Below are 26,337 nucleotides of genomic sequence, written 5' to 3' on the forward strand. Positions count from 1 at the left end.
GCGCGTTACGTCGCTGGCTGTTGCTCGGTTTCCGCCGCCGGCAGCGGCACGCCGCCCTGCACCATGACCGAGCGCGTGGGCTGGGCCAGCGTGATCCCGACCGCCTCGAACTGCTCCATGATCGACAGCAGCACCTCCTGCCGCGCCGCCATCGCCTGGTTGTAGTCCGGCCCGGCCAGATAGGACCACACGTCGATGGTCAGCGCGCTGTCGGCGAAATTGGTGAAGGTGGCGCGCACGCCGTCGCTGATCACGCCATCATGGTCGAGCAGAGTCTGGCGCACGATATCCACCGCCTCACGCACTTTCGCGGCGGGCAGGCCATAGGCGATGCCGATCGTGGGATTGAACAGGAAGCGGTCGCGCGTGGCAAAATTCTCGATCTGGCGCGCGGCAAAATCGCCATTGGGAATGGTCACCAAGGTGCGATCGTTGGTGCGGATACGGGTGGAGCGGATGCCCACGTCCTCCACCGTCCCCGCAACATCACCCACCTTGCAGAAATCGCCCACCTGCACGGGCTGGTCGGCAATCACGGTGACGCTGCCAACCAAGTTCTCCACCGTCTTCTGGGCGCCCAGCGCCAGGGCGATGCCGCCAATGCCAAGGGCGGCAATACCTGTGGTAACATTGATACCAAACGTATCAAGAACACCCACCACGGTGAAGGCCAGCAACAACAGCTTGGCCCCGCGACGCAGCAGGTTGACCACCGAGATCACCTGGCGACGCTGGTAATGATGCAGCCGCCGCGTGGCGAGGTCGGCAATGGCGTCGATCAAGCGCAGCGCGAACCACACCAGCGCCACCAATGCCACCGTGCCGCCATAGCGCAACAGCGTCTGCCGCGCGACGATCGCCACCGGCAGGCGGTTGGCCCACATGAAGAAGATCATGATCGACAGGAACAGGCTAAGCGGGGGCAGCGCAGCAGCCAGGAAGCGGTAGAACGCGCTGTCCTGGCAACGCGGGATGACCTTGCGCACCACCAGCAGGATCAGCGCCGCGAGCAGTCGGAACGCGGCAAAGCTTACCGCGGCCAGACCCAGCAGCGTGAGCCAGTCGCTGACCGGCGCACCGCCCACGATCCATGCATCCGGGCTAGTGCTGGCCGCCGCCTGTTCGCGTGGCACATCGGCCTTGGCCAGGATTTGCAGCGTTTCGGGCGCCACGCGCCACACCACCACTTGTCCCTGCTGGCTGCTCGCCAGCATCACCGGCACCTTGTCTTCGCCCACTTTCATGGTGCCGACCTGCTCGCGATTGAACGGCAGATCGTCGCCCAGATCGCCCACCGGCTGGTTCGACAGAGCGCCAAAGGGCCGCAGCGTGCCGCCCTTGTCCAGCAGGACCTGGAGGCGCCGCGCCAATTCCTCGGCGCCGTTGGTCAGGCGGGCATTGTCCATCCGCACGGACATGAAATGGGCGGCCCGCTCGTAATCGCGCCCGGCCAGGGCCTGGATCAGGCCAGCAACCGAAGAGCGTGGCGTTTCCCGGCCATAGGGATCGGATGGCGCCGCTGGACTGGACGAGGCAGCCGGGGTGAGCTGGGCCTGAGCAGGCACGGCCAGCCCCAGCAGCAGGGTGAGCAAGGCAAAGCGGAACAGGCGAAAAATGGGCAAGGGTCCTCCGGCAGATGCTGCAAAAGCGAACGCTCCTACAGCCCCCAACCGGACAATGCGGGGTTCGGTTCCCCGCCAACGTTCCCGCGCGCCTTATTCCTCGCCCATGCGCAGCGCGGCGATGAAGGCTTCCTGCGGAATCTGCACGTTGCCGTACTCGCGCATGCGCTTCTTGCCTTCCTTCTGCTTTTCCAGCAGCTTCTTCTTGCGCGTGATATCCCCGCCATAGCACTTGGCGGTCACGTCCTTGCGCATCGCGGCGATGGTTTCGCGCGCGATCACCTTGGCGCCGATCGCCGCCTGGATCGGAATCTTGAACAAATGGCGGGGGATCAGGTCTTTCAGCCGTTCGCACAGCGAGCGGCCGCGCGCCTCGGCCTGGCTGCGGTGGACGATCATGCTCAGCGCATCGACCGGTTCGTTGTTCACCAGGATGTTCATCTTGACCAGATCGCCTTCGCGCAGGCCGATCTGCTCATAGTCGAAGCTGGCATAGCCCCGGCTGATCGACTTCAGGCGGTCATAGAAATCGAACACCACTTCGTTGAGCGGCAGTTCATAGTTCACCTGCGCGCGCCCGCCCACATAAGTCAGCCCGGTCTGGATGCCGCGGCGATCCTGGCACAGCTTGAGGATCGAGCCGAGATATTCGTCTGGCGTGTAGATCGTCGCCTTGATCCACGGTTCTTCCATGGTGTCGATCTTGACCACGTCGGGCATGTCCGCCGGGTTGTGCAGTTCCATGTGGCTACCGTCGGTCATGGTCAGGCGATAGACCACTGAGGGCGCCGTCGTGATCAGGTCAAGATCGTATTCGCGGCTCAGGCGCTCCTGGATGATTTCCAGATGGAGCAGCCCGAGGAACCCGCAGCGGAAGCCGAAGCCCAGCGCCGCGCTGGTTTCCATTTCGAAACTGAACGAGGCGTCGTTGAGGCGCAGCTTGCCGATCGAATCGCGCAGCTTTTCAAAGTCGGCAGCGTCGACCGGGAACAGCCCGCAGAACACCACCGGCTGCACTTCCTTGAAGCCCGGCAGCGCTTCGCTGGCGCCGCCCTTGACCGTGGTGATCGTGTCACCCACGCGGGCCTGGGCCACTTCCTTGATCTGGGCGGTGATGAAGCCGATTTCACCCGGCCCCAGCTCGGACAGTTGCTCGATCTTGGGCCGCATGCAGCCGACGCGGTCGATCAGGTGCTCGGTGCCGCCGGCCATGAACTTGACCTGCAAGCCCTTCTTGATCACGCCGTCGATCACGCGAACCAAGATGACGACGCCGAGATAGGGATCGTACCAGGAATCGACCAGCATGGCCTTGAGCGGCGCGTTGCGATCGCCACCGGGCGCAGGGATGCGTTCGACCACGGCATCGAGCACTTCCTCGATGCCGATGCCGGCCTTGGCGCTGGCCAGCACGGCGTTGCTGGCATCGATGCCGATGACCTCCTCGATTTCGTCCTTGACCTTTTCCGGCTCGGCGGCGGGCAAGTCGATCTTGTTGATCACCGGCACGATCTCGTGGTCGTGCTCGATCGACTGATAGACGTTGGCCAGCGTCTGCGCTTCCACGCCCTGCGCCGCGTCCACCACCAGCAGCGCGCCTTCGCAGGCGGCGAGGCTGCGGCTCACTTCATAGGCGAAGTCGACGTGGCCGGGCGTGTCCATCAGGTTGAGCTGATAGGTCTTGCCGTCCTTGCCCTTGTAATCCAGGCGCACGGTCTGGGCCTTGATCGTGATCCCGCGCTCGCGCTCGATATCCATGTTGTCGAGCACCTGGGCGGTCATCTCGCGCTCGGCCAGGCCGCCGGTATACTGAATCAGGCGGTCGGCCAGCGTGGACTTGCCGTGGTCGATATGGGCAATGATGGAAAAATTGCGGATCAGCGCGAGGTCGGTCATGCGCCGCCGTTAGCAGGCCCTTTGCGCGCTGTCATCAGCGGCGATAGTGGCTTTTCGGGGTAGCTGAACATGCCCGCCCCCAGCCCAAAAAGCCCCTCCCGCCTGCGGGAGGGTTTTGGGGAGGGCATGTTGCGAAAACCCGCCGCCCCCTCACCCCACCTTGCGCTGTACGGTCCGCTCGGGCATCGCCACCGGCGCGGGTGTGCGCACCTGCACCACGGCGATGCGGCCATCGTCATCCGCCTTGAGCGGGGCGGCAAACTCCACGCCCATGCGATCGTCGTTGCTCCAGCGGCAGGTTCCGCTCACGCTATGGCCATCGGCCAACTGGATGCGGAACACCGTGCCGGGCGGCACATTCCACAGCCCTTCGATCAGCGCCCCGGTCAGCGAGATGTTGCGGATCATCCCGTTGTACTTGTGGCCGGCATTCTCCAGCACCACCTTGCGCAGCATCGACTGGCGGCTGGCGCGCGCCGAGCGCGGACCCTGGGCCACGGCCACCAGCCCGGTCGAAAGCCGTGAGGCCGCATTGATGGCAGAGAGCGGGCGTTCGTAGATATAGCCCTGCACGTGGCTGCACCCGAGCATCCGCACCAAGTCCAGTTCGTCCAGCGTCTCTACGCCTTCGGCCGTCGTTTCCATGCCCAGCGCTTCGGCCAGGCTGACGATCGAGGCGATGATCGCGCCGTTGCGACTGCCCGGCTGGGTCGCGCCGCGCACGAACGACTGGTCGATCTTGATCTTGTCGAACGGCGCCGAGCGCAAGTAGCCGAGTGAGGAATAGCCCGTGCCGAAATCGTCGAGCGCCAGGCGCACACCGATCGATTTCAATTGCTTGAACATCTGGTCGGTGCCCTCGTCGTTGTTGAGGAACACGCTTTCGGTGATTTCCAGTTCCAGCCGGCCGGGCTCGACCCCGGCATGGGCCAAGGCGGAGGTAACGATCGTTGGCAGGGCCGGATTGGCGAATTGCAGCGGCGAAACATTGACCGCCACACGCACGTCGTCGGGCCATTGCGCCAGGTCCTGGCAGGCGGTGCGCAGTGCCCACTCGCCGATCGCCGCGATCAGGCCGGTGTCCTCGGCGATCGGAATGAACTTGTCGGGGCCGATGAAGCCCTGCTTGGGATGGTGCCAGCGCAGCAGCGCCTCGAACCCGGTGATCCGCTCGGTCGCTGTCTGCACCACCGGCTGGTAGTAGAGCTCCAGCCCACCGTTGGCGACCGCATCGCGCAGGTCTTCTTCCAACTGGCGCCGTTCCTCCGCGTCGCTGTGCAGATCGGCGGCGTAGAAATGATAGCGCCCGCGCCCCCCGTCCTTGGCAGCGTAGAGCGCCAGGTCGGCATTGCGAATCAGCGCCTCGCTGGTCACGCCATCATCGGGCGCAATGGCGATGCCGACAGAGGCACCGATCATCACCCGGTTGCCGTCGATCGCATAGGGCGCGGAAAGCTGTTCGATCACCTGGTTGGCCAGATAGGCCAGGTGATCGCGCTCGATCTTGCCGGGCATGATCACCTGGAATTCGTCACCGCCCAGCCGGCCGACGCGGCCGACATTGCCGATCACGCCTTCCAGTCGCTGCGCCACCTGCTTGAGCAACGCATCGCCGGCGGGATGGCCCAGGGTATCGTTCACCTGCTTGAAGCGATCGAGATCGAGCAGGAACACCGCGCAGGCGCGGTGCTGCACTTGCGGCGCAACCAGGATCTTTTCCAGCGTCTGCGACATCCGCAGGCGGTTGGACAGGCCGGTGAGCGAATCGAACTGCGCCAGGCGCGAGGCATGCTCGGCCGAGCGGCGTTTTTCGGTCAGGTCGGTGCCCGATCCGCGAAAGCCCTGGAAATTGTTGAACGTGTCATAGGTCGGGCGGCCGTTGATCTGCCACCAGCGCTCTTCCAGGTCGGTCGCCGCGCGCACGGCCAGTTCGGTGAAGCTCGACCGCGCGGACAAGTGGAACGCCAGCGTCCGCTCGCCCTCCCCGGCCTGGTCGGCCAGGTTGAACAGCTCGGGAAACGGGCGGCCGATCAACTCTTCCACGCTGCGGCCCAGAATCTGCGCCACGGGGCGCGAGAGGTAGGTGATCTGGCCCCGGCGGTCGGTTTCCCAGAACCAGCCCTGCCCGGTCTCTTCATAATCGGCCAGGATCTCTTGCGCGCGCGTCTGGATGCGCGCCTCGATTTCCATCTGCTCGCGGGCGCGCGCCTCGATTTCGCGCTGGCGGAAATAGGCGGCCACGGCCACGGCCAGCCCCACGCCCAGCGTCACCAGCCCACCCAGGCGGCTCGCAGCGCAGGCCACCCCGGCCCAGATCGCCACTTGCGCCACCAGCACGCCGGCCAGTTGGCCGCTTTCGAACACGGTGGCGAGCAGCGAGATCGTGACCAGCAGCGCCATCGCCTGAAGCCATGGCACCGCGCCCAGATCGGCCCAGTGGCCCACCGCCGCGCCAAACAGGAACATCGGCATGCCCACGGCCAGTGCCATCAGCAGCATGCGCGGCGCCGTGCCGACAATGCCTGCGTTTTCCACGCGCACGGCCAGTGCGCCAAGCAGCGCCAGGACGATCGCCGTGATGCCCACCGAAAGGACCGTGCCATCGGGCAAAATGCCGTTGAGCAGCCCCAGCCCGAGCAGCCCCACGGCCATCGGCACGGCCATCTGCGGCCATTCCCGCGCGATCAGGCGGCTGCCTTTGCGCGGAAGCGGCGCATGGCTGGAAGGCACGCGCTCGCGCCGTCGCTGCGTGCGCGCATAGTCGCGGCGGTCTTCCCCCCGCGCTTGGGTTTCGGTCTGCTCTGCCCCGGATACGTCTGCCATGACACCCGCATGCCCGAACGGCTTTGAAAAACCGTTAAGCAGACCTGACGACGGCACGCGAAATCTGCCCACTTTTACCACCGGAATGAACCTGCTAGGCGGCGCGCGGGGGGCGAATGGAGCTTTGGTGCGCACGATGGCGCCGGTTCGCCGGCGCAGACACGGCGCGCAACCGGCAGGAGATGACGGGATCGTGGCGAGCTTGACCGCTGATTTTTCGTTCGTGGGCGTGGCCGGACGACGGCTGCGGCTGGGCCAGTGGCATACTCGCGCGCAAGAGGCGCGCCCGCTCGTGCTGCTCAATGGCATCGGCATGAACATGGAACTGATGGAGCCGGTGGCCCGCGCCCTGCCCTGCCGCCGCGTGATCAGCTTCGACATGCCCGGCATCGGCAAGTCGCCCGATCCGATCATTCCCTATACCATGCCGTGCATGGCCCTGACGCTGGCGGCCCTGCTCGATCGCCTGCATCTCGATGTGGTGGATGTGCTGGGCATCAGTTGGGGCGGCGCCGTGGCGCAGCAGTTCGCCTTTCAGCACCGCGCGCGCATCGGCCGCCTGGCGCTGGCGGCAACGGCAGCCGGGGTGGCGATGGTGCCGGGCAACCCCGCGATCCTGAGCCACATGGCCGATCCGCGTGAATACACCGTCGCGCGCACGCTCCAGCGCAACCTTGCCACGCTCTACAACGGCGGCGGGCGCCATGCAGTCTCGCTCAATGCCGCCATGCCGCCTTCGCCGGTGGGCTGGGCCTGCCAGCTCAGCGCCTTTTCCACCTGGAGCAGCGCGCCGTTCCTGCCCTTGCTGTCGGTGCCCACGCTGGTGCTGCATGACGAGGAAGACCAGTTGATCCCGCCGGCCAATGCGCATTTCCTGCACGGCGCGATTCCCGGCAGCCGGCTGGAAATGTTCCAGGGCGGCGGGCACTTGTTCATGCTCGCCGATCCCGATGGCTTTGCCGAAACCCTGCGCGGCTTCCTCGACGCGGCCTGAAATCCTACTCAGGCGGCGCGGCGCGTCTTGGCCTGTTGCGCGGCCACGCCCTCCACGCGGAAATGCCCGACCAGGTCGGCCATGCGATCGGCCTCTCCGGCCAGGCTGCGCGAGGCGGCGGTCGCCTGCTCCACCATGGCCGCGTTCTGCTGGGTCATCAGGTCCAGTTCGTTGACCGTGGCCTGAATCTGGCGGATGTTGGAGGCCTGCGACTGCGCACCGTGGGCAATGTTGCTGGCCACTTCGGCGATTTCGCCCACGCGGCTGACGATCCGCTCAAACGTCTCGCCAGTCTGGCCCACCAGCGTCACGCCGCGTTCCACTTGGACCGAGCTTTCGCCGATCAGTTTCTTGATATCCAGCGCTGCTTCGGCCGACCGCTGCGCCAGCGCGCGCACTTCGTTGGCGACCACGGCAAAGCCGCGCCCGGCATCGCCCGCGCGCGCCGCCTCGACCCCGGCGTTGAGTGCAAGCAGGTTGGTCTGGAACGCGATGCCATCGATCACCGCGATGATCTTGCCGATTTCCGCAGCCGAGCGATGGATGTCGTTCATCGCCTGCACCGCTTCTTCCAGCACCCCGCCACCCTGGCGCGCATCGCCATGCGCTTCCTGCACGGCAGAGTGCAACTGCGTCGCTTCCTCGGCCGTGGTGCCAACCGTGCCGGCCAGGGTGGTGATCGAGGCCGATGCCTCTTCTAGCGAAGCCGCCTGCTGTTCGGTGCGCCGCGCCAGATCGTCCGATGCCTCGCGGATTTCCTGCGCGCCGATATCCACCGCGCGCGAGGTCTGCGACACTTCGCCCAGCGCGCCGCTCACTTTCTTGCGCATGGTCTCCAGGTCACGCTCCAGCGTGGCATAGGCTTCGGGCAGACCCGACAGCGCCACGGTGAAATCGCCCTCGGTCATCTTGCGCACGGTGTGGCCCACTTGCGTGACCACCGCCTGGCGCTTGGCATCTTCGGCCTGGAAATAGGCGGACAGCGCCACTTCCATGTCTAGCAGCGCCATTTTCACCAGGCTCGCCACCGCCTTGGCGCGGCTGGCGCCGAGCGCCCCCAGCCCCCTGCCCAGGAAGCGCACGATCACTTCGTCCAGCACCGAGGCATAGGCCCCGATATACCACCCCGGCTCCAGGCCGATGCGGGCGTGCACGTCGCCGATGCGCTGCGCCCGTTCGGCATAGGCCATGCCCGGCGTGCCGCTGAACATGCCGCTCCAGTGCTCGATCTGCTTGTCGCGCGCGTGGTTCATCGCCTGGCGCGACGAGAAGAATCGCCCGGTGTCGGGCGTGACGGCGATGCGGTCGTAAAGCCGTTCAAGTGCTGGCCCGGCCAGGCTGTCCATCGCGCCGGAAATCTGGCCGAACCGCGCGACGTCATCGGCGGTGATATTGAAAAACGCCAGCTTCTTGTCGATGTCCTGCTGGGTAAGCGCCATGGGATGATCCCCGTCAGAGTCCGATCGCGCTGGCTTAACCGCGCAGGGTCAAAATGATCGCAACGTCGGGTAGGGGATTTTCCGATAGCTGACAGCGCAAGGGGCGCGACCGGTTGAACCCGGCGCGCCCCCCTGTGGCAATCAAAGATGTCGCAGTCCAGTACGTGGCGGTCCAGTATCTGGGCCGCGCGATCAGACGCGCATCGGCATCAGCACATAGAGCGCGGGAGACTTGTCATCCTTGCGGATCAGCGTGGGCGCGCCGGCATCGGCCAGGTGCAGTTCCACCGTATCGCCGTCGATCTGGCTGAGGATATCCTTGAGATAGTTGGCGTTGAAGCCGATCTCGAACCCTTGCGCGGTATAGTCGGCGGGCAGTTCTTCGGCCGCAGTGCCGTTGTCAGGGCTGGTGACCGACAGCGTCACGCGATCGGTTTCCAGCGCCATCTTCACCGCGCGGGTCTTTTCCGTGGCGATCGTCGCCACGCGATCGACGCCTTCATAGAAGCTGCGCGGATCAAGCTTGAGCAGCTTGTCGTTGGCGGTGGGAATGACGCGGCTGTAATCGGGGAACGTGCCGTCGATCAGCTTGCTGGTCAGCACGACGCCATGTTCGCCGCCCAGGGTAAAGCGCACCTTGCTGGCCGACAGGTCGAGCAGCACGTTGGTGTCGAGCACTTCTTCCAGCAGCTTGCGCAGTTCGCCCACGCATTTGCGCGGCACGATCACGTCGGGCATGCCCTCGGCGCCTTCCGGCCGGGTCAGCGTGTAGCGCGCCAGGCGGTGGCCGTCGGTGGCGGCAGCCTTGAGCACTTCATCGGCCACGTGGAAGAAGATGCCGTTGAGGTAATAGCGGGTTTCTTCGGTGGAGATGGCAAAGCGGGTGCGGTCGATCAGCTCGGCCAGCACGCGCGCGGGAATTTCGAAGCTGGTCGGCAGATCGCCTTCCACGATCACCGGGAAATCGTCGCGCGGCAGCGTCGGCAACTGGAAGCGGCTGCGCCCGGCCTTGACGATCATGCGGTTGTCGGCGGTTTCCAGGCTCACCTGCGAGCCATCGGGCAGCTTGCGCGCGATGTCGAACAGCAGGTGCGCCGACACGGTGATCGCGCCCGGCCCTTCCACCGAAACGGCCGGCATCGATTCCACGATCTGCAAATCGAGGTCGGTGGCCATCAGACGCACCGAATTGTTGGCCGAAGCCTCGATCAGCACGTTGGACAGAATGGGAATGGTGTTGCGGCGTTCGACAACCGACTGGACGTGGGACAGGCAGCGCAGAAGAGTCGCGCGTTCGATGGTCGCCTTCATTCTCGTCTCGATCCCCAGTCTCGTTACCCGGCCGCTTCAGCCATGAACTGAAGCAGGCCGGACTGGACGGACAGGCGCCGTCCGGGTTGGCTGCGCAGCATCAGGCCATGGAATCACGGCCCGCAGCGTTGCATTTCGGACCACCTTTCTTAGCGTGGAGCGCCCCTTGGGCAAGGCTCGGCTTGGGCTGCCAAGGTGAAACTGTGCATAAATGGCCGTAAAAATCGAAAAAATGCGTCGATCGAGCCCGAATCCCGTCAATCGAGATCCCGTTGGCCGTCAAACATCAGCGCCGTGGCTGTGATCCAGCCCGTGATCAATTGCCAGCCCAGCGCGGTCACGCTGGCCGGTGGCTTGCCCGCCTTGTCCAACGCTTCACCCACGATCCGCAGATCGCCCTGCGTCACCTTGTCGGCCGGGTTGTTGGTATTGCCCGGGCCGATATCCAGCGCCTGGTCGATCAGGCTTGAGGAAATGCCCAGCCCCGCCAGCCTCCCGTCCAGCGCGTCGCGTCCCATGCGACCCCAGGTATAGCTGAAATAGGCGTCGCGCTGCTTCTCGCCCAGCAACTGGTCGGCCGCGCAGGCATCGGTGATCGCGCGCAGATCGGCCTGGGTGCCGTTGGCTTCGGGCGTGCCGGGCGTCAGGATCGCGTCGGCCACTTTCTGGTCCAGCCCTTCGGGCGCGGCCTTGATCGCGCATGCCAGGGTTTCGGGCGGGCGCGCCACGGCCGGCCAGGGGGCACACAGCCCCATGGTCAAGGCCAGCAGCGCGCCTTTCCGCGCCCGCATCAGGCGAACATCGCCATGCCGCCGTTCACATGCAGCGTCTGGCCGGTGACGTAACCGGCTTCCTTGCTGGCCAGATAGGCCACCGCCGCGCCGATATCCTGGCCTTCGCCCATGCGGCCCATCGGGATGCGGCCATTGAGCGCGTCCTTCTGCGCATCGGGCAAGACGTCCGTCATCGCGGTGCGGATGAAGCCGGGCGCCACGCAATTGACCGTCACGTTGCGGCTGGCCAGTTCCTGCGCCAGGCTCTTGGACATGCCGACGAGGCCCGCCTTGGCCGCGGCATAGTTCACCTGACCCGGATTGCCGGTGGCGCCGACCACGCTGGTGACGGAAATGATGCGGCCAAAGCGCGCCTTCATCATCGGCTTGGTCGCGCTACGCATCAGGCGGAACGCGGCTTCGAGATTGACGCGGATCACCGCATCCCATTCCTCGTCCTTCATCCGCATGGTAAGGTTGTCGCGCGTGATCCCGGCGTTGTTGACCAGGATGTCGATCTTGCCCAGCGTGTCGAGCGCGGCGGGTACCAGCTTTTCGACCTGCTCGGCGTTCGACAGGTCGCAGGTCACTTCCACATGGTCGTGGCCATAGGTGTCGTTCAGCTCCTCGCGGAACGCGCGCAGCTTGGCCGGGTTGGTCCCCGAAAGCGCGAGCCGCGCCCCCTGCCGGGCCAGCGCATGGCTGATCGCCGAACCAATGCCACCGGCCGCGCCGGTCACCAGGGCAGTCATGCCGGTCAGATCAAAAAGACGGTTTTCCATAAACTTGGCTCCGATTTCATAGTGTTCGCGCAGAGGCGCGGAGGCGCAGAGAAGGTCACGACTGAGGGCCATGGTTGTTGACCAGCCGCCGGATGCCCTCCTTCATCGTTTCGCCGGAAAAGTTCAGCAACAAGCCAACCGGCAGTTTCATCAAGCGCAGATACGTCAGCACCTGTTTGGCGTGTGCCGCGCTGAGTTTCTCCACCGACTTGATCTCTACGATTAACCTGTCCTCAATGATCAGATCGGCGCGAAAGGCTGCTGGAAAGCGCATTCCATCGAATTCGATATCGACCGGCCTTTGCCGGTCGACCTTGTATCCACGCCGTTCCAACGCGGCGGCTAGGACGATTTCATAGACGCTTTCCAACAGTCCAGGGCCGAGTTCCTTGTGAATGCGCATCGCAGCATCGACCACGTCGCCGCTGATGGAGTCGATTGCTGTCATTCACTACCCCTCCGCGCCTCTGCGCCTCTACGCGATTTATTTCCCCTGATCTGCGAGGCAGTCAGAGATCCTTGGCCAGGGCTTCGATGTCGGCCATGGTGATCACGCTGGTCACGGCAAGGTCTGCCCCGGCCGAGCGGGTGATCATCGGCGCGAGCACCTTGCCGCCCAGTTCGACGAAGCGTTCGACGCCGGCATCCTTCATCGCGATCGCGCTTTCGCGCCAGCGCACGCGGCCGGTCACCTGCTCCACCAGCAACCGCTGCACTTGCGCGGGATCGGTGACGATCGCGGCCGTGACATTGGCGAACAGCGGCACGCGGAAGGCCTGCGGGGGCGTGGCGGCCAGCGCCTCCGCCATGGCATCGGCAGCGGGCTGCATTAGCGGGCAGTGGAACGGCGCCGAAACCGGCAGCAGCACGCCACGCTTGATGCCATGTTCCTTGACCAGCGCCACGGCGCGCTCGATCGCGGCCTTGTGGCCCGAAAGCACGACCTGGCCGGGATCATTGTCGTTGGCGACGGTGCAGACCTCGCCTTCCGCCGCGGCTTCCGCGAGGGCCGTCGCCTTGTCGATATCGGCGCCGAGCAGCGCGCACATCGCGCCTTCGCCCACCGGCACCGCTGCCTGCATCGATTGCCCGCGCAGCTTGAGCAGGCGGGCAGTGTCGGCCAGCGAAAACGCCCCGGCGGCACAGAGCGCGGTATATTCGCCCAGGCTGTGCCCGGCGACGAAATCGGCCTTGTCGGCCAGCGCGATGCCGCCTTCCTTTTCCAGCACGCGGAGCACGGCGATGGCGTGGGCCATGATCGCCGGCTGTGCGTTCTCGGTCAGCGTCAGGGCATCGTCGGGCCCTTGCGTCATGATCTGGAACAGCTTCTGGCCCAGCGCGTCGTCCACTTCCTCGAACACTTCGCGCGCGGCGGGGCTCGCGGCGGCGAGTTCGGCGCCCATGCCCACCTTCTGGCTGCCCTGCCCCGGAAAAACGAATGCCCGCATTGTTCAAAGCCTCCTGAAAACTGGCGGGCGCCCTATTGGCCCTGTGGGTTTCCTGCAAGCCCGAACGGCACGATGCGGTTGTCGGCATCGTGCCCGATGTCGGCCCGGCCCAGATACGGCAGACCTGCGCGCGCGCACCAATGACGGGCCATGGCTTCGTGCTCCATGCCAAAAGGCCGTTCATTTTCAGGCACCTGAGTGACGCGGCCAAGCCGCAGACCGGCCGCCTTCATGGCCGCCAGCCCGGCCGTGACGTGGAACAGCAGGCGATCGACAGCATAGTCGTATTCGCTCACTTCCTCCACCATCACCACATGACCGGAAAGGTCGGGCATCACCGGGGTGCCCATGATCATCGCCAGAGTCATCAGGTTGAACGCCACGACCGGCACTGCGCCGCTGGCCTGCGGCTCCAGCCCGGCTTGATCCCCGCTCAGCCAGCCGAGCACACGCCGCACCGCGGCCTCCCCGCCCTCGCGCCGCAGGTCCACGGGCATCGGCGCGTGGACCGGTCGGCCAATCCCGGCGCGATAGAGCGCGGCCAGCAACACGCCGCCATCGGAATAGCCCAGATAGCGCTTCGCCCCCGCCGCCGCTCCCAGCAGCCCCACCGCATCCTGCGCGATCCGCGCCGCGCCATAGCCGCCGCGCGCGAACCACACGGCATCGAAGGCAGGATCATTGGCGCAGTCCACGAACGCGGAGAGACGCAGCGCGTCCGGCCCGGCAAAGTGGCCCTCCTGGGCAAAGCACTGCTCGTGAAACACCAGGTCCACCCCCGGATAGCCTGCTGCCAGCGCGGCCACGCGCGCGGCATCGGCACGATCGAACGGGGTGGACGGGGCACAGACGGCAATGCGCAACATCCACCCGCTTCTAGGCCGCATGGCGCGTCCCGTCCATCGCCGGTGGTTAACGGAATCTTGCCCGAGTACTTAGGGTGCGACTTTCGGGAAAGGTTTCGCCGCCTGCGGCGTTAGGCGTCATGACAGGACCGAACGGGCGCACTGGTTATCCAGCGGCGGGCCGCTCCGGTGCTGTCAAACCTTGCGCCTTTGCAACCGGGCGCCTGGCGAGATGGACGTGGCCGAACTCGCGCCGTTTTCCGCGCGGCACCAGCTCCGACCGCGTCTCTTTTTCGCCGACGCCTGGCCTTGAAAGGGACTGGCCGAACCGGGCGCCTCGTGCCTGGCTCCGGCCAGCCCTTTTCGCGCATCCACCCCGGCTGGCGTGGCCGACCAATCTTGCCTCGATCGGCGATTGCTGTAGTGCCCTTGCGCCATGGCCCACATCGCATCGGCGCCCGATGGCGCGCTTACCGCCCACCCCTGGTTCTTTTGCGGCATCGGCGGATCGGGCATGCTGCCATTGGCACTGATCCTCAAGGGCGCGGGCGCCCAGGTCGCCGGATCGGACCGCAGCCGCGACCAGGGACGCACCCCCGAAAAGTTCGCATGGCTGGAAAGCCTGGGCTTCACGCTGTTTCCGCAGGACGGCAGCGGCATCACCTCGGCCGATCAGGCGCTCGTCGCCTCGGCCGCCGTGGAAGACACCGTACCCGAAGTGGTGCGCGCCCGCGATCTGGGCTGCCCGCGCTTCACCCGCGCGCAACTGCTCGCCCGCCTGTTCAACGCCGCGCCCCATGGCATTGCCGTGGGCGGCACCAGCGGCAAATCGACCGTGACCGGCATGATCGGCTGGATTCTGACGGCCCTCGCCCATGATCCCACGATCATGAACGGCGCGGTGATGAAGAACTTTGCCACGCCCGATGCGCCCTTTGCCTCGGCCCGCGTGGGGCAAGGCGGGCTGTTCGTTTCCGAAGTGGACGAAAGCGACGGCTCTATCGCGCTCTATCGCCCGCAGATCGCGGTGCTCAACAACGTCAGCCTCGATCACAAGAGCCTGGAAGAACTACGCGAATTGTTTGGCAATTTCCTGGCCAGCGCAGCGGTTGCCGTGCTCAACGCCGATGATCCGGAAAGCCTTGCCCTGGCGCCGCGTGCCACGGCGACGCTGACCTTCGGCTTTGCAGAGAGCGCCACGATCGGCGTGGTGCCGGGCAGCGTGGTGGAAAGCCCCACCGGGATCGCCGCCACGGTGATCGACCGGCGCGATGGCGGGCACTATCCGCTGACCCTGGCCGTGCCCGGCCGCCACAACCTTGCCAATGCCTTGGCCGCGCTTGCCGCCGCCAGCGCGGCGGGCGTGCCGCTGGCCGATGCCGTTGCCGCCCTTGGCCACTATGCCGGCCTTGCGCGCCGGTTTGACGTGGTCGGCACCAGCCCCAGCGGCGTGACGGTGATCGACGATTTTGGCCACAACCCGGAAAAGGTGGCTGCCACGCTGGCGACGCTCAAGGCCCATCCGGGCCGTGTCTTGGCGCTGTTCCAGCCCCATGGCTATGGCCCGCTGCGCCAGATGGGCGCCGAACTGGCCGAGGTCTTGGCCACCCGGCTGGACGCGGACGACCGCGTGATCCTGACCGATCCGGTCTATTTCGGCGGCACGGTGGATCGCACACAGGGCTCTGAGCGCATTGTCGCGCTGATCAAAGCGCAAGGCGGACAGGCCGAGCATGTGGGCGAACGCGCGGCAGCGGGCGAACGGCTGCTCGCCCTCGCCCGCCCCGGCGACCGCATCGTGGTCATGGGCGCGCGCGACGATACGCTGTCCGCGTTTGCGCGGGGCCTGCTGGCAAAGCTGCCCTGAGGTTGCGGAGGGCCCCGGGTCAAGCCCGGGGCGACGGAAGAATGGAACGTTGCAGTACCACGTCGCCCCGGGCTTGACCCGGCGCCCTCCGCACCCCCTCAGCCCAGCCGCTTTTCCAGCATCACCAGGTGCGGATCGCCTTCCACGCCGTGGGCGACGAAGCCATAGTCCTTTTCCAGGTCGATCGCGGCCTGGTTGGCGCGGTCTTCGATGGCGATGACGCGATCGAGCCCGCGCCGCTCCGCTTCGTGGGCGAGCAGGTCGAGCATCGCCCAGCCCACGCCCTGTCCGCGAAAATCGCCGCGCACCGATACCGCCACTTCGCCGGTTTCCATCGCCGCGTCGCAGGCCAGCATGCCCGATGCGACGAGGTCGCCGCTGGCCTGGTCGAACGCCAGGAAGCTTTCGGTGCGCCAGTGGTCCACCCGCGTCATCGGCAACAGGCGCTGGTGATCGAGGTGCCCCGCCGCAGCCAGGAAGCGGAACCGGCGGTCTTCGGGCAGCACGGCGTCAAAGAACGCGGCCAGCGCGTCCTCGTCCTCGGCAAAGGCCTGGCGCACGCTCAGCGTCACGCCGTTGCGGGTAACGACCGTGGCCGCGCGGGCCAGGGCCGCCATGGTGGGAACGCTTTGGGTGGCAGTCATCGCGCACATCTCCTGTGGGCCGGAAGGAATGCGCCATGCCTAGCGCTTCACGCGCCGCCACGCCTTGACCTTGCGCAAAGCCGGCGTTTGCAAAACACGCGGTTTTGCTTGCATTTCGCAAGGTAGCGGCCTAAGCGCGGCGCGTTCTTTCCCGCATTGGGCGAGAATGCCTGCGCGGGCATCCGGCCCGCATGGGCGGATCGGCCCTTTTGGCCCATCATCCTGCATGGGGCAGGTGGTGGAGAAAAGACCGGCGGACCCAACCGCCTGGCCGGAAACATCGATAACAGGAAGACTTTTTCATGTCGACCAACCCGACGCGCGACGATTTCGCCGCGCTGCTCGACGAATCGCTGGGCGCTGGCGCCAGCGGCGGCTTTGAAGGCCGCGTCGTCAAGGGCACCGTAACCGCCATCGAAAACGACAAGGCCGTCATCGACGTGGGCCTGAAGAGCGAAGGCCGCGTGGCCCTGCGCGAATTCGCCGCCCCCGGCCAGCCGCACGGCCTCAAGGTCGGCGACGAAGTCGAAGTGTTCGTCGACCGCGTCGAGAACGCCGAAGGCGAAGCCATGCTCAGCCGCGACCGCGCCCGCCGCGAAGCCGCCTGGGACAAGCTCGAAGCCGAATTCGGCGAAGGCAAGCGCGTTGAAGGCGTGATCTTCGGCCGCGTGAAGGGTGGCTTCACCGTCGATCTCGACGGCGCCGTGGCCTTCCTGCCCGGCTCGCAGGTCGATATCCGCCCGGTGCGCGACGTGACCCCGCTGATGGACATGCCGCAGCCCTTCCAGATCCTCAAGATGGATCGCCGCCGTGGCAATATCGTGGTCTCGCGCCGCGCCGTTCTGGAAGAAACCCGCGCCGAACAGCGCTCGGGCCTGATCCAGAACCTCAAGGAAGGCCAGATCATCGACGGCGTCGTCAAGAACATCACCGATTACGGTGCGTTCGTTGACCTCGGCGGCATCGACGGCCTGCTCCATGTCACCGACATGAGCTACAAGCGCGTCAACCACCCGAGCGAAGTGATCGCCATCGGCGACACCGTGCGCGTCCAGATCATCCGCATCAACCAGGACACGCAGCGCATCTCGCTGGGCATGAAGCAGCTCGAAAGCGATCCGTGGGATGGCGTTGCCGCCAAGTACCCGGTCGGCGCGAAGCTGCACGGCACTGTCACCAACATCACCGAATACGGCGCCTTCGTGGAGCTGGAACCGGGCATCGAAGGCCTGGTCCACGTTTCGGAAATGTCCTGGACCAAGAAGAACGTCCACCCCGGCAAGATCGTCTCGACCTCGCAGGGCGTCGATGTCATGGTGCTGGAAGTCGACAGCGACAAGCGCCGCATCAGCCTGGGCCTCAAGCAGGCGCAGCAGAACCCCTGGGAAGGCTTTGCCGAAAAGCACCCGGTCGGCTCGATCGTGGAAGGCGAAGTCAAGAACGCCACCGAATTCGGTCTGTTCATCGGCCTGGATGGCGACGTGGACGGCATGGTCCACATGTCCGACATCGCCTGGGGCATCTCGGGTGAAGACGCGCTGGCCCTCCACCGCAAGGGTGAGCAGGTCAAGGCCGTGGTCCTCGACGTGGACGTCGACAAGGAGCGCATCTCGCTCGGCATGAAGCAGCTCGAAAAGGGCGCTCCGGCCGCTGGCGGCGTTGCCACCTCGGGCTCGCTGCGTCGCGGCGAAGTCGTCACCGTCACCGTCCTCGAAGTCCGCGATGGCGGCCTCGAAGTGCAGGCTGGCGAAGACGGCGCGACCGGCTTCATCAAGCGTTCGGACCTGGGCCGCGATCGTGACGAACAGCGTCCCGACCGCTTCCAGGTTGGCCAGAAGATCGACGCCATGGTCACCGGCTTCGACCGTTCCAAGAAGCCCAACTTCTCGATCAAGGCGCGCCAGCTCGCCGAAGAAAAGGAAGCGGTGGAACAGTACGGTTCGTCGGACTCGGGCGCTTCGCTCGGCGACATCCTCGGCGAAGCCCTCAAGGCTCGCGGCTGATCCCGGCATGGTGGGGGCCATGCGCCCTCACCATCCGCGACGACCGGAAAAGGCCCGCTCGGCACCTGCCGGGCGGGCTTTTTCGTGAACTGGCGTTTTGCTCGCGCCATGGTTACGGTCCGTAATCAGACACTTTCACTCCGTTCGCCCCGAGCCTGTCGAAGGGCTCGTCCTGAGCAAGGCCGAAGGGCCTGTCATTCGCCAAGCCGCCAGGCGAACGCCAGGCCGCAAATCCTTCACAGCCGCGAGAACTGCCCACCGCATGCCCTCACCCACCCAGCCCGATCCCAGCCGCACCGGACGCCTGCGCGAGGCAACGCGCGACGTCCATGCCGCGCTCGATGCGGCGCTGATGGAGCGGGAGAGCTTTGCCAGCCGCGCCGGCTACGCACAGTTCCTGGCGATGCAGCGGGGATTTCACCAGACCGTCGCCCCGCTCTATGCCGATCCGGCGCTGCAAGCGCTGCTGCCCGGTCTGGCCACGCGGGCGCGGCTGGCGCTGGTGGAGCAGGACATGGCCGACCTCGGCCTACCCCTGCCGGCCGCTGCCGCTCCGCAACCGGTTTCTGGCGAGGCTGCGGCCTTGGGCTGGCTCTATGTCGCCGAAGGGTCTTCCCTGGGCGCGGCCGTGCTGCGCAAGCTGGTGTCGCGCATCGGCCTGTCCGACACGTTCGGCGCGCGGCACCTGGCCCCTGCCGCAGCCGGCCCGGCTGCCCACTGGCGCGATTTCACCACGGCGCTGGATGCCGTTGCGCTTGACGAGGCGGGGGAAAACCAAGCCATTGCCGGGGCGCAAGCCGCCTTTTCCCATGTCGCCGCCCTGGCCGAGCAGGCGCGCAGCCAAGCCCCACACGGGGCCTGATCGCCAGCGAACCACGCCCCGCCGCCAAGGGAGCGCTACCGGCTCTTTTGCTTTGCAGCATTTGCGCTATGAGGGGGCAAACCAGCAGCGTTTACGGGGCCAGGAGCGAGGGCGATGATCGAAGTTCACCAGTTTCCATGCCTGTCGGACAACTATGGCTATCTGGTCCACGATCGCGCCAGCGGCGAAACGGTGTGCATCGATACGCCCGATGCCGAGCGCTATCTGGCCGAAGCCGCCACGCGCGGCTGGCGCATCACCCAAATCTGGAACACCCACTGGCATCCCGATCACGCGGGCGGCAACCTTGCGATCAAGGCGGCGACCGGCTGCACCATCACGGCCCCGGTCGGCGATGCCGCCAAGATCGAAGGCGTGGATCGCACCGTCGACCAGGGCGACACCGTGCACCTGGGCGATCACGTGGCAGAAGTGCTGGCGGTGGGCGGGCATACACTGGGCCACATCGCCTATCACCTGCCCGATGCCGCGCTGGCTTTCGTGGGCGATGCGCTGTTCGCGCTGGGCTGCGGGCGCATGTTCGAAGGCACGCCCGACCAGTTCTGGACCAGCCTGCTGCGCCTGAAAGCCCTGCCACCCGAAACGCAGATTTACTGCGCGCATGAATATACCGCCAGCAATGCCCGCTTCGCGCTTCACGCCGATCCGGACAATGCCGAACTGGCCGCCTATGCGCAGGACGTGACCGAACGCCGCGCGCAGGGGCACCCCACCGTGCCCACCCCGCTGGCGCGCGAGCTGGCCACCAATCCGTTCCTGCGCGCCGATGACCCCGCCTTGCAAGCCCGCTGGGGCGGCGGTGATGCCGTTGCCACCTTTGCCGCCCTGCGCGCGGCCAAGGACAGTTTCCGCTGATCGCCCGCCTGCGAAAGAGACCTTGATCCATGGCCGAAAAGCGCCTCACCCGCGTCACCAGTTTCGACGTTGCCGAAGCGGCCGGCGTCAGCCAGTCCACCGTCAGCCGCGCGCTCGCCGGTGACCCTTCGATCAGCGCGCCGACCCGCCAGCGGGTGATGGAAGCGGCGCGCAAGCTGAACTACCAGGTGGACGAAAACGCCGCACGCCTGCGCCGGGGTAAGACCGGCACGCTCGCCGTGGTCATGGTCTGCCGTCCGGGGCAGGATCGCAAGGACTTGAACCCGTTCTATTACGCCATGCTCGGCAGCACCTGCGCGGCAGCGTCCGCGCGCGGCTATGAAGTGCTGGTGGCGTTCCAGGACAGCCCGGAGAATTTCTGGGGCCATTACCAGGAACGCCGAAAGGCCGACGGCATGATCGTGATCGGGACCAGCGAAAACACCGCCGCGTGGGACTATTTCGGCGCCCTGCCGCAAGGCAGCCACTGGGTGTGCTGGGGCGCCACGCAAGACGATTTTCCCTGGGTGCGCAGCGACAACCATGCCGGGGCCACGCTCGCCACGCGCCACATGCTGGTGCGCGGCTATCGCCATATCGTCTGCCTGGGATCGGAAACCTCGCCCCAGCGCCAGTTCAAGGAACGTTACGACGGCTATGCCGCCGCGATGGAAAGCGCGGGACTTGAGCCGGTGCTCCAGCGCATCGAACGCGGCCTCCCGCGCGAGGAACAGGGCCGCCGCGCCGCCGCCGCGCTGATCGACAGTGGCCGCCCGTTCGATGCGATCTTTGGCGTCAGCGACGAGATTGCCCTCGGCGCCCTCAAGGAATTCGGCGCGCGCGGGCTGGTCGTGCCCGATCAGATCGGCGTGGTCGGCTTTGACGGCGTGCGTGCCGGTGCCTGGTCCACCCCGCCGCTCACCACCGTGGAATCCGATTTTGAAGTGGCCGGGTCGCTGCTGGTCGATCGCCTGCTGGCGATGATTTCCGGCGAGAGCGCCACCGCCCGGCGCGTGCCGGTGCGCCTGGTCGTGCGCGGCTCTACCCGTCCCTGAGGATAGGCCCGATGGCCCCGTCACCGCTCGACCGCATCGACCTCAAGATCGTGGAAGAACTGCGCGTCGACGGGCGGCTGAGCATCAACGAGCTGGCCCGCCGGGTTGGGCTGAGCAAGACGCCGTGCCAGGCGCGGCTCAAGCGGCTGATGGCCGATGGCGTGATCCGTGGCTTTCGTGCCGTGGTCGATCCGCACAAGCTCGGCCTGGCGCATATCGCGTTCACCCAGGTCAAGCTGTCCGACACCCGCGAAAAGGCGCTCGAGGCATTCCGCCGCGCCGTCCTCCAGGTGGAGGAAGTGGAGGAATGCCACATGATCGCCAGCCACTTCGACTATCTGCTGAAAATCCGCACCGCCGACATCCTGGCCTATCGCCGCGTGCTGGGCGAACAGATTTCCAGCCTGCCCAATGTGGCCAGCACTTCTACCTACGTGGCGATGGAAACCATCCTGGAGCATGGGGCCTGAGGGCTGGTGTAGGGCCCCGGATCAAGTCCGGGGCGACGTACAACAAGCTTCCGTTTCATTCTTCGTCGCCCCGGACTTGATCCGGGGCCCCGCACCACCGCTCAAGCCATTACCGGCTCATTCCCCACCCCGCGCGGCACCGGCCGGCGAGCAAAGGCCACCACCAGCGCCACGGCCAGGCCGATCATCGCCTGGCCGGCGAAGTTGGGCACGAAGCTGCCCATCGTGTCATGCAGATGCCCGCCGATGCTGGGGCCGATCGCGGCGGAGGTGGAAACCACGGTCATCACCGAATAGAGTTCCAGCGCCCCGCGCCCGCCGAACCAACCGCGCAGCAGCAGTGCCGTGCCCACGGTGGACACGCCGATGCCGATCCCGAAGGTCAGCGCAAAGAAGCCCAGCGCCGCGCTGCCCAGCGGCAGGATCAGCGCCAGCGAGGAAAAGGCCGAACCGACCAGCGCCACCACCGTCAGCGCGCGCGCATCGACCTTCTGCCCGGCAATGCCGGCCAGGCCCGCCGCCACCGCCGCCACGAACGCGGCAGCGGAAATGAACCCGGTTGCCACGCCCGGCGCCACGGCATGTTCCAGCATGTGCTGATAGGCAAAGCTGTGCACCGTGGTGTTGATCAGCAGGCACGCGGTATAGGCCAGGACCACGATCCAGAACTGCCACGTCGCCAGCGCGGCGCGCGCGGTCCAGCCTGCGGGCGGCACGGGCGCTTCGTCGGCCGGGCCATGCACCACCCCCACGCGCCGTTCATAGCGGCCGCAGACCGCCGCCGCAAACAGGCCCAGCACCAGCGCGCCGGCGGCGCAGACCAGCCAATAGAGCCGCCAGCTTCCGGTGGCCGAATGGATGGCGAAGAACATCAGCGGGCCAATCACCGCGCCGACATTGCCCGCCGTGAAATAGAGGCCGATCGCCGTCGCCCGCTTGCCGTCAAAGGCATTGCCGATGGCATCGACCGCGGGGATCGAACCGCAAAAGCAGAAGCCCAGGCCCAGCAGCAGCGTGGCCAGCAGATACATGGCTACGCCCTGCATCCACGCCAGCGCGACAAAGCCGGCGATCAGTTGCGCCATGCCGATCAGCAGCGTCACCGCCACGCCATATCGCCGGATCACCGCCGCCGGCAGCATCGAGGCCGCCCCGCAGGCAATGCCCAGCACGGTAAAGCCCATGCCCGCCTGCGCCCAGGTGAAATGCAGATCGGCCACGATCATCGGCAGAACCTGGCCCAGCGAATTGAACGTGGAAGCCATCAGCAGGAAATAGAGCGCGGCGAACGCGCCCAGAATGACGATACGCATCGGCTTGGTGCCCTTTTGGATGCCCGCATCTGGCCGGGTTGCCTGCGCCGACATGGTCAAGCCACCGGCCAGGCGCAAGGGATCGAAAGGCCAGCGCGCGCAATCAGCCCCGGCGCCGCTTCCTGCACGCGGGCATAGAGCGCCGCTTCGTCCACGCTGGTCACGCGATAATCCTCCACCACGCGCACGCCATCCACCCACACACTGTGCACCCCGCGCCCATCGGCCGACCAGACGAGCTGGTTGACCACGTTGAGCAGCGGCGTCCATTCCGGACGCTGGCGATCGTGCGCAACAAAATCGGCCTTCATGCCGGGCACCAGCGCGCCGACCGTGCCGGCCAGGCCCGCCGCCGCCGCGCCCTTGAGCGTGGCGCATTCCAGCACTTCGTAAGCGCTGAACAAGTCACCCTGCCGCCGCGCATCCTTGAACAGCCCGGCCAGCAGATACATCGCCCGCATCAGATCGGCGATATTGCCGTTGTTGTTGCCATCGGTGCCAAGCTGGATCGGCACGCCCCGCGCCTGCATTTCCGGGAACTTGCCCACGGCCGTGGCGCCATAGCCGCCTTTCATCGCGGTGAGCGGGCAATGCGTCACGCGCGTGCCGCTCTGCGCCACGGCATCCAGCTCGGCATCGTCGAGGTGGATCATGTGGGTGAGCGACAGATGATCGCCCAGCGCGCCAATCTCGGCCAGATGCAGCAAGGCGCGCTTGCCGGTGGTGGCCAGGTAGTATTCCGGGTCAGCCGGGTCCGCGCTCATGTGCGCGCTGATGCCCAGGCCCCGCTCGCGCACCAGCGTGGTCGCCGCGCGCCACAGGTCGTCGGTGGCGGTGTTGTGGCCCACCAGGCAGCCCCAGGCCGCCAGGCGCTTGCCATCGTCCACGGGCCAGCGATCGAGCTGCGCTTCCAGCTTGGCGATCGCCTCGCGGGTCAGCGTGGCCTGATCGTCGGTGGGGGCAAAGGCGCGGTCCTGGATCCATTGCCCCAGCCGGCCGCGAATGCCGACCGCGTCCACCGCTCCCATCACGGCGGGCAGGTCGAGGATCGTGCCTGCTTCCACGAACGTGGTCACCCCGTTGCGCAGCATTTCGACGCTGCACAGCGTGGCCGCCAGTTGTTCCTCCGCCGGGGTCTGCGCCAGATAGGTGGGAATCAGCCAGTCGAACACATTGGTGCGCCAGTCGGTGTCATCGGGCACGTAGCCGCGCGTAATCGGCTCCCCGGTGATGTGCACGTGGCAATTGACCAGGCCCGGCGTGAGCACGAAGCGGCTGCCGTCGATCACCTCGCGCGCAGCAACGCTGGCCAGCACTTCGTCCGTCGGGCCGACCGCAACGATGCGGTCCCCCGCCACGGCCAGCGCGCCATCGCGCCAGATCTGGCGCGTGGCATCCATCGTCACGATCCACGCGTTGCGGATCACGAAATCGGCGGGAATGGGGCCATCCGGGCTCATGCCTTCCACGCCTCCACCACGGCGGCGCTGGTGGTGAGCAGCGAGCAATGCTGCATCATAGCCTTGAGCGCGTGGACATGCAGGTCAGCCTCGGCCGCCGCGCAAGCGTCAGACACCACGAAAGTATGATAGCCGTGATGAAACGCATCGCGCGTGGTGGAATCGACGCAGCAATCGGTGGTCAGCCCGGTCATCACGAGGGTATCGATGCCGCGCGCGCGCAATTGCAGGTCGAGGTCGGTGCCGTGGAAGCTGGAATAGGCCAGCTTGGCGATCTCGATATCGCCGGGTTGCGGCGCCACGCGCCAGTAATCCTCGCCGCCGCTGCCGATGCGGCAGATCGCTTCGCCGCCGGGCGTGCCGCGCCGGGCCATCCAGGTTTTCAGCGCCTGGCTGTCGCTTTCCGGCCGGGTCATCACCCGCATGAACGCCAGCGTCACCCCAGCCGCCCGCGCGGCCGCGACCAGTTCCTCGATGTGGTCCACGGCCTTGTCGGATTCGGTCATGTCGGCGCCGTATCCGGCCACCACGCCGTGCGGCGCGGCAAAATCCACCTGCACGTCCACCACCACCAGTGCGGTGCGTTCGGGGGCGATCATCGCCCCCGGCGCGATCACATGTGGCAGGGCCGTGACCGGATCGATCGCGGTCGGGGCTTCGGCCTCAGGCATCGAGTGCCTCCCTGATCTTGCCCGGGAACCGCGCGCGCAGCACGGGCAGGATCTTTTCGGCAAAGACCGGCAGCATGGTGAGGTAATCGGGGAAGATCACCATCAGCCCGTCGAGTGCGGTCTTGTCAAAGATCTCGGTCAGTTGCGCCAGCACGGTTGCGGGCGAGCCGGCCACATGCGGGGCCATCAGCGCCGAACGCGCCTTGCGGGTGAAATCGTTCTCCTTGCCGATTTCCGCGTCGAGCATGCCATAGGCGCGCATCATGCCCCACAGCGTTTCCTCGTCCAGCCCTTCGCGATAGGACTGCACCATCGCTTCGGCCTCGGCATCGGTCTCCCCGATCACAAGGATCATCATCGAATACGTGCGGATGGCGTGGCCCAGTTCCAGCGCGCCAGCCTTGGCCTTGTGCGTGTTGGCGATCAGCTCGTCCAAGTTGTTCCCCGCCAGGAACAGCGCATCCATGTGCTCGGCGGTGAACTTGACCCCGGCCTTCGACGTGCCCGCGCAGACCAGGAACGGGCGCTGCTGCGGCTTGGGCCAGGATGTGCAATCGTCCAGCGTGAAATACTTGCCCTGCGCGCTGACGCGGTCCTCGCTCCACAGGCGCTTGATGTTCTCGATCCACTCGGTGGCCAGCACATAGCGTTCGTCGTGGTCTACGCCTTCGGGCCAGGCACCCATCTGCGCGAATTCGCCCTTGTAGGCACCGGTCACCACGTTGAGCCCGGCGCGGCCATGGCTGATCTGGTCGAGCGTGGCGATCATCTTGGCCGCCACCGCCGGGTTTTGCAGCAGGGTGTGGATCGTCGCCCACACTTTCACGCGGCTGGTGGCCTGGGCCAGGCCGGCCATCATCAGCGGGCTGTCGAGCGAGGATTCCCAGTGCTGGATCTCCCCGCCATAGCCCTTGAACTTGGCCATCGCCATGATGAAGTCCAGCCCCATCTCGTCGGCCAGCTTCGCCACTTTCAGGTTGTAGTCATAAGAGCCATCGAGGCGCGGCGAGTTCCTGGAAATGATCCAGCCGCCGTTGGCCATGGGCATGAAAATGCCGATGTCGCGCCCGCCGCTGTCGGAAGGGAGGCCGAAATGGGCAACCGTGGGTGTGGTGTCGGTCATGACTGGTCCGTGATCTGGCATGGATAAAACTGTGTGGCTCGGCTTGGGATCGTGGGCAAG

General features: G+C 66.3%; 22 protein-coding genes. 7 read left to right on the forward strand and 15 right to left on the reverse strand.

The features are described 5' to 3' along the window. Window positions 1–5: 5 nt before the first annotated feature. The 3 genes from IE191_RS04330 to IE191_RS04340 all read right to left on the reverse strand — a co-directional run bounded on the left by IE191_RS04330 (window position 6) and on the right by IE191_RS04340 (window position 6,341). On the reverse strand, window positions 6–1,622 hold the full coding sequence (locus IE191_RS04330) for a mechanosensitive ion channel family protein (RefSeq protein ID WP_229815096.1): 1,617 nt from the start codon (window positions 1,620–1,622) through the stop codon (window positions 6–8). A 93-nt stretch (window positions 1,623–1,715) separates the two neighbouring features. Beyond that, window positions 1,716–3,518 (reverse strand): translation elongation factor 4, encoded by a 1,803-nt coding sequence (gene lepA / locus IE191_RS04335; protein WP_191323138.1) that lies wholly within the window; start codon window positions 3,516–3,518, stop codon window positions 1,716–1,718. 150 nt (window positions 3,519–3,668) lie between these two features. Then, window positions 3,669–6,341 (reverse strand): EAL domain-containing protein, encoded by a 2,673-nt coding sequence (locus IE191_RS04340; RefSeq protein ID WP_191323139.1) that lies wholly within the window; start codon window positions 6,339–6,341, stop codon window positions 3,669–3,671. Window positions 6,342–6,534: 193 nt separating this feature from the next. On the opposite strand from IE191_RS04340, the gene IE191_RS04345 reads away from it, so the two are divergent. Further along, the gene (locus IE191_RS04345) at window positions 6,535–7,335 is read left to right on the forward strand and encodes an alpha/beta fold hydrolase (RefSeq protein ID WP_229815097.1); all 801 of its coding nucleotides are present in this window, start codon (window positions 6,535–6,537) and stop codon (window positions 7,333–7,335) included. An 8-nt stretch (window positions 7,336–7,343) separates the two neighbouring features. On the opposite strand, the gene IE191_RS04350 is transcribed toward IE191_RS04345, so the two are convergent. The 7 genes from IE191_RS04350 to IE191_RS04380 all read right to left on the reverse strand — a co-directional run bounded on the left by IE191_RS04350 (window position 7,344) and on the right by IE191_RS04380 (window position 13,954). After that, window positions 7,344–8,774: a globin-coupled sensor protein gene (locus IE191_RS04350; RefSeq protein WP_191323141.1), complete on the reverse strand. Its 1,431-nt coding sequence runs from the start codon at window positions 8,772–8,774 to the stop codon at window positions 7,344–7,346. Window positions 8,775–8,966: 192 nt separating this feature from the next. Then, complete coding sequence (dnaN, locus tag IE191_RS04355) at window positions 8,967–10,085, reverse strand: DNA polymerase III subunit beta (RefSeq protein ID WP_191323142.1); 1,119 nt, start codon at window positions 10,083–10,085, stop codon at window positions 8,967–8,969. A gap of 257 nt (window positions 10,086–10,342) precedes the next feature. Next, on the reverse strand, window positions 10,343–10,876 hold the full coding sequence (locus IE191_RS04360) for a hypothetical protein (RefSeq protein WP_229815098.1): 534 nt from the start codon (window positions 10,874–10,876) through the stop codon (window positions 10,343–10,345). Continuing rightward, on the reverse strand, window positions 10,876–11,640 hold the full coding sequence (gene fabG, locus IE191_RS04365; RefSeq protein ID WP_191323143.1) for a 3-oxoacyl-[acyl-carrier-protein] reductase: 765 nt from the start codon (window positions 11,638–11,640) through the stop codon (window positions 10,876–10,878). Before fabG ends, IE191_RS04360 begins: the two co-directional genes overlap by 1 nt. Before the next feature lie 55 nt (window positions 11,641–11,695). Then, the gene (locus IE191_RS04370) at window positions 11,696–12,088 is read right to left on the reverse strand and encodes a GxxExxY protein (protein WP_191323144.1); all 393 of its coding nucleotides are present in this window, start codon (window positions 12,086–12,088) and stop codon (window positions 11,696–11,698) included. Between the two features lie 61 nt (window positions 12,089–12,149). Continuing rightward, entirely contained in the window at window positions 12,150–13,088 is a 939-nt protein-coding gene (gene fabD / locus IE191_RS04375) for an ACP S-malonyltransferase (protein ID WP_191323145.1), read from the reverse strand. Between the two features lie 32 nt (window positions 13,089–13,120). After that, window positions 13,121–13,954, reverse strand: a complete 834-nt coding sequence (locus tag IE191_RS04380; RefSeq protein ID WP_191323146.1) for an LD-carboxypeptidase — start codon at window positions 13,952–13,954, stop codon at window positions 13,121–13,123. A 415-nt stretch (window positions 13,955–14,369) separates the two neighbouring features. Here IE191_RS04380 and IE191_RS04385 point away from each other — a divergent pair, with 415 nt between their 5' ends. Then, window positions 14,370–15,800 carry a glutamate ligase domain-containing protein gene (locus tag IE191_RS04385; RefSeq protein ID WP_191323147.1) on the forward strand — a complete coding sequence of 477 codons (1,431 nt, stop codon included), beginning with the start codon at window positions 14,370–14,372 and terminating at the stop codon, window positions 15,798–15,800. A gap of 98 nt (window positions 15,801–15,898) precedes the next feature. Here the strand turns inward: IE191_RS04385 and IE191_RS04390 are convergent, their stop codons facing one another. Next, window positions 15,899–16,444: a GNAT family N-acetyltransferase gene (locus IE191_RS04390; RefSeq protein WP_191323148.1), complete on the reverse strand. Its 546-nt coding sequence runs from the start codon at window positions 16,442–16,444 to the stop codon at window positions 15,899–15,901. A 302-nt stretch (window positions 16,445–16,746) separates the two neighbouring features. On the opposite strand from IE191_RS04390, the gene rpsA reads away from it, so the two are divergent. From rpsA to IE191_RS04415, 5 genes are all read left to right on the forward strand, one after another. Next, complete coding sequence (gene rpsA / locus IE191_RS04395; RefSeq protein WP_191323149.1) at window positions 16,747–18,447, forward strand: 30S ribosomal protein S1; 1,701 nt, start codon at window positions 16,747–16,749, stop codon at window positions 18,445–18,447. A 262-nt stretch (window positions 18,448–18,709) separates the two neighbouring features. Then, window positions 18,710–19,309, forward strand: a complete 600-nt coding sequence (locus tag IE191_RS04400) for a biliverdin-producing heme oxygenase (protein WP_191323150.1) — start codon at window positions 18,710–18,712, stop codon at window positions 19,307–19,309. Window positions 19,310–19,423: 114 nt separating this feature from the next. Next, window positions 19,424–20,185 (forward strand): hydroxyacylglutathione hydrolase, encoded by a 762-nt coding sequence (gene gloB, locus IE191_RS04405; protein WP_191323151.1) that lies wholly within the window; start codon window positions 19,424–19,426, stop codon window positions 20,183–20,185. Window positions 20,186–20,214: 29 nt separating this feature from the next. Continuing rightward, window positions 20,215–21,240, forward strand: coding sequence for a LacI family DNA-binding transcriptional regulator (locus IE191_RS04410; RefSeq protein ID WP_191323152.1), 1,026 nt, complete (start codon window positions 20,215–20,217; stop codon window positions 21,238–21,240). Between the two features lie 11 nt (window positions 21,241–21,251). Beyond that, window positions 21,252–21,710 (forward strand): Lrp/AsnC family transcriptional regulator, encoded by a 459-nt coding sequence (locus IE191_RS04415; RefSeq protein WP_191323153.1) that lies wholly within the window; start codon window positions 21,252–21,254, stop codon window positions 21,708–21,710. 101 nt (window positions 21,711–21,811) lie between these two features. Here IE191_RS04415 and IE191_RS04420 read toward each other — a convergent pair whose 3' ends face one another. The 4 genes from IE191_RS04420 to IE191_RS04435 are packed head-to-tail and all read right to left on the reverse strand — an operon-like array spanning window position 21,812 to window position 26,277. After that, window positions 21,812–23,023 carry an MFS transporter gene (locus IE191_RS04420; protein ID WP_191323154.1) on the reverse strand — a complete coding sequence of 404 codons (1,212 nt, stop codon included), beginning with the start codon at window positions 23,021–23,023 and terminating at the stop codon, window positions 21,812–21,814. Between the two features lie 56 nt (window positions 23,024–23,079). After that, entirely contained in the window at window positions 23,080–24,483 is a 1,404-nt protein-coding gene (locus IE191_RS04425; RefSeq protein ID WP_191323155.1) for an amidohydrolase family protein, read from the reverse strand. Continuing rightward, the gene (locus tag IE191_RS04430; protein WP_191323156.1) at window positions 24,480–25,154 is read right to left on the reverse strand and encodes a cysteine hydrolase family protein; all 675 of its coding nucleotides are present in this window, start codon (window positions 25,152–25,154) and stop codon (window positions 24,480–24,482) included. The genes IE191_RS04425 and IE191_RS04430 overlap by 4 nt, the downstream gene beginning before the upstream one ends. Then, the gene (locus IE191_RS04435; protein ID WP_191323157.1) at window positions 25,147–26,277 is read right to left on the reverse strand and encodes an LLM class flavin-dependent oxidoreductase; all 1,131 of its coding nucleotides are present in this window, start codon (window positions 26,275–26,277) and stop codon (window positions 25,147–25,149) included. Before IE191_RS04435 ends, IE191_RS04430 begins: the two co-directional genes overlap by 8 nt. Window positions 26,278–26,337: the final 60 nt, after the last annotated feature.

The organism is Novosphingobium pokkalii, assembly GCF_014652855.1.
Taxonomy (GTDB): Bacteria; Pseudomonadota; Alphaproteobacteria; order Sphingomonadales; family Sphingomonadaceae; genus Novosphingobium; species Novosphingobium pokkalii.

Bases quoted from the DNA above. Each gene is read 5' to 3' on its own strand.
- IE191_RS04420 (WP_191323154.1), bottom strand. From the start codon at position 23,023: ATGCGTATCGTCATTCTGGGCGCGTTCGCCGCGCTCTATTTCCTGCTG.
- gloB (WP_191323151.1), top strand. From the start codon at position 19,424: ATGATCGAAGTTCACCAGTTTCCATGCCTGTCGGACAACTATGGCTAT.
- dnaN (WP_191323142.1), bottom strand. From the start codon at position 10,085: ATGAAGGCGACCATCGAACGCGCGACTCTTCTGCGCTGCCTGTCCCAC.
- rpsA (WP_191323149.1), top strand. From the start codon at position 16,747: ATGTCGACCAACCCGACGCGCGACGATTTCGCCGCGCTGCTCGACGAA.
- IE191_RS04340 (WP_191323139.1), bottom strand. From the start codon at position 6,341: ATGGCAGACGTATCCGGGGCAGAGCAGACCGAAACCCAAGCGCGGGGG.
- IE191_RS04435 (WP_191323157.1), bottom strand. From the start codon at position 26,277: ATGACCGACACCACACCCACGGTTGCCCATTTCGGCCTCCCTTCCGAC.
- fabD (WP_191323145.1), bottom strand. From the start codon at position 13,088: ATGCGGGCATTCGTTTTTCCGGGGCAGGGCAGCCAGAAGGTGGGCATG.
- IE191_RS04350 (WP_191323141.1), bottom strand. From the start codon at position 8,774: ATGGCGCTTACCCAGCAGGACATCGACAAGAAGCTGGCGTTTTTCAAT.
- IE191_RS04415 (WP_191323153.1), top strand. From the start codon at position 21,252: ATGGCCCCGTCACCGCTCGACCGCATCGACCTCAAGATCGTGGAAGAA.
- IE191_RS04360 (WP_229815098.1), bottom strand. From the start codon at position 10,876: ATGCGGGCGCGGAAAGGCGCGCTGCTGGCCTTGACCATGGGGCTGTGT.
- IE191_RS04430 (WP_191323156.1), bottom strand. From the start codon at position 25,154: ATGCCTGAGGCCGAAGCCCCGACCGCGATCGATCCGGTCACGGCCCTG.
- IE191_RS04390 (WP_191323148.1), bottom strand. From the start codon at position 16,444: ATGACTGCCACCCAAAGCGTTCCCACCATGGCGGCCCTGGCCCGCGCG.
- IE191_RS04385 (WP_191323147.1), top strand. From the start codon at position 14,370: ATGGCCCACATCGCATCGGCGCCCGATGGCGCGCTTACCGCCCACCCC.
- fabG (WP_191323143.1), bottom strand. From the start codon at position 11,640: ATGGAAAACCGTCTTTTTGATCTGACCGGCATGACTGCCCTGGTGACC.
- lepA (WP_191323138.1), bottom strand. From the start codon at position 3,518: ATGACCGACCTCGCGCTGATCCGCAATTTTTCCATCATTGCCCATATC.
- IE191_RS04370 (WP_191323144.1), bottom strand. From the start codon at position 12,088: ATGACAGCAATCGACTCCATCAGCGGCGACGTGGTCGATGCTGCGATG.
- IE191_RS04410 (WP_191323152.1), top strand. From the start codon at position 20,215: ATGGCCGAAAAGCGCCTCACCCGCGTCACCAGTTTCGACGTTGCCGAA.
- IE191_RS04380 (WP_191323146.1), bottom strand. From the start codon at position 13,954: ATGTTGCGCATTGCCGTCTGTGCCCCGTCCACCCCGTTCGATCGTGCC.
- IE191_RS04400 (WP_191323150.1), top strand. From the start codon at position 18,710: ATGCCCTCACCCACCCAGCCCGATCCCAGCCGCACCGGACGCCTGCGC.
- IE191_RS04425 (WP_191323155.1), bottom strand. From the start codon at position 24,483: ATGAGCCCGGATGGCCCCATTCCCGCCGATTTCGTGATCCGCAACGCG.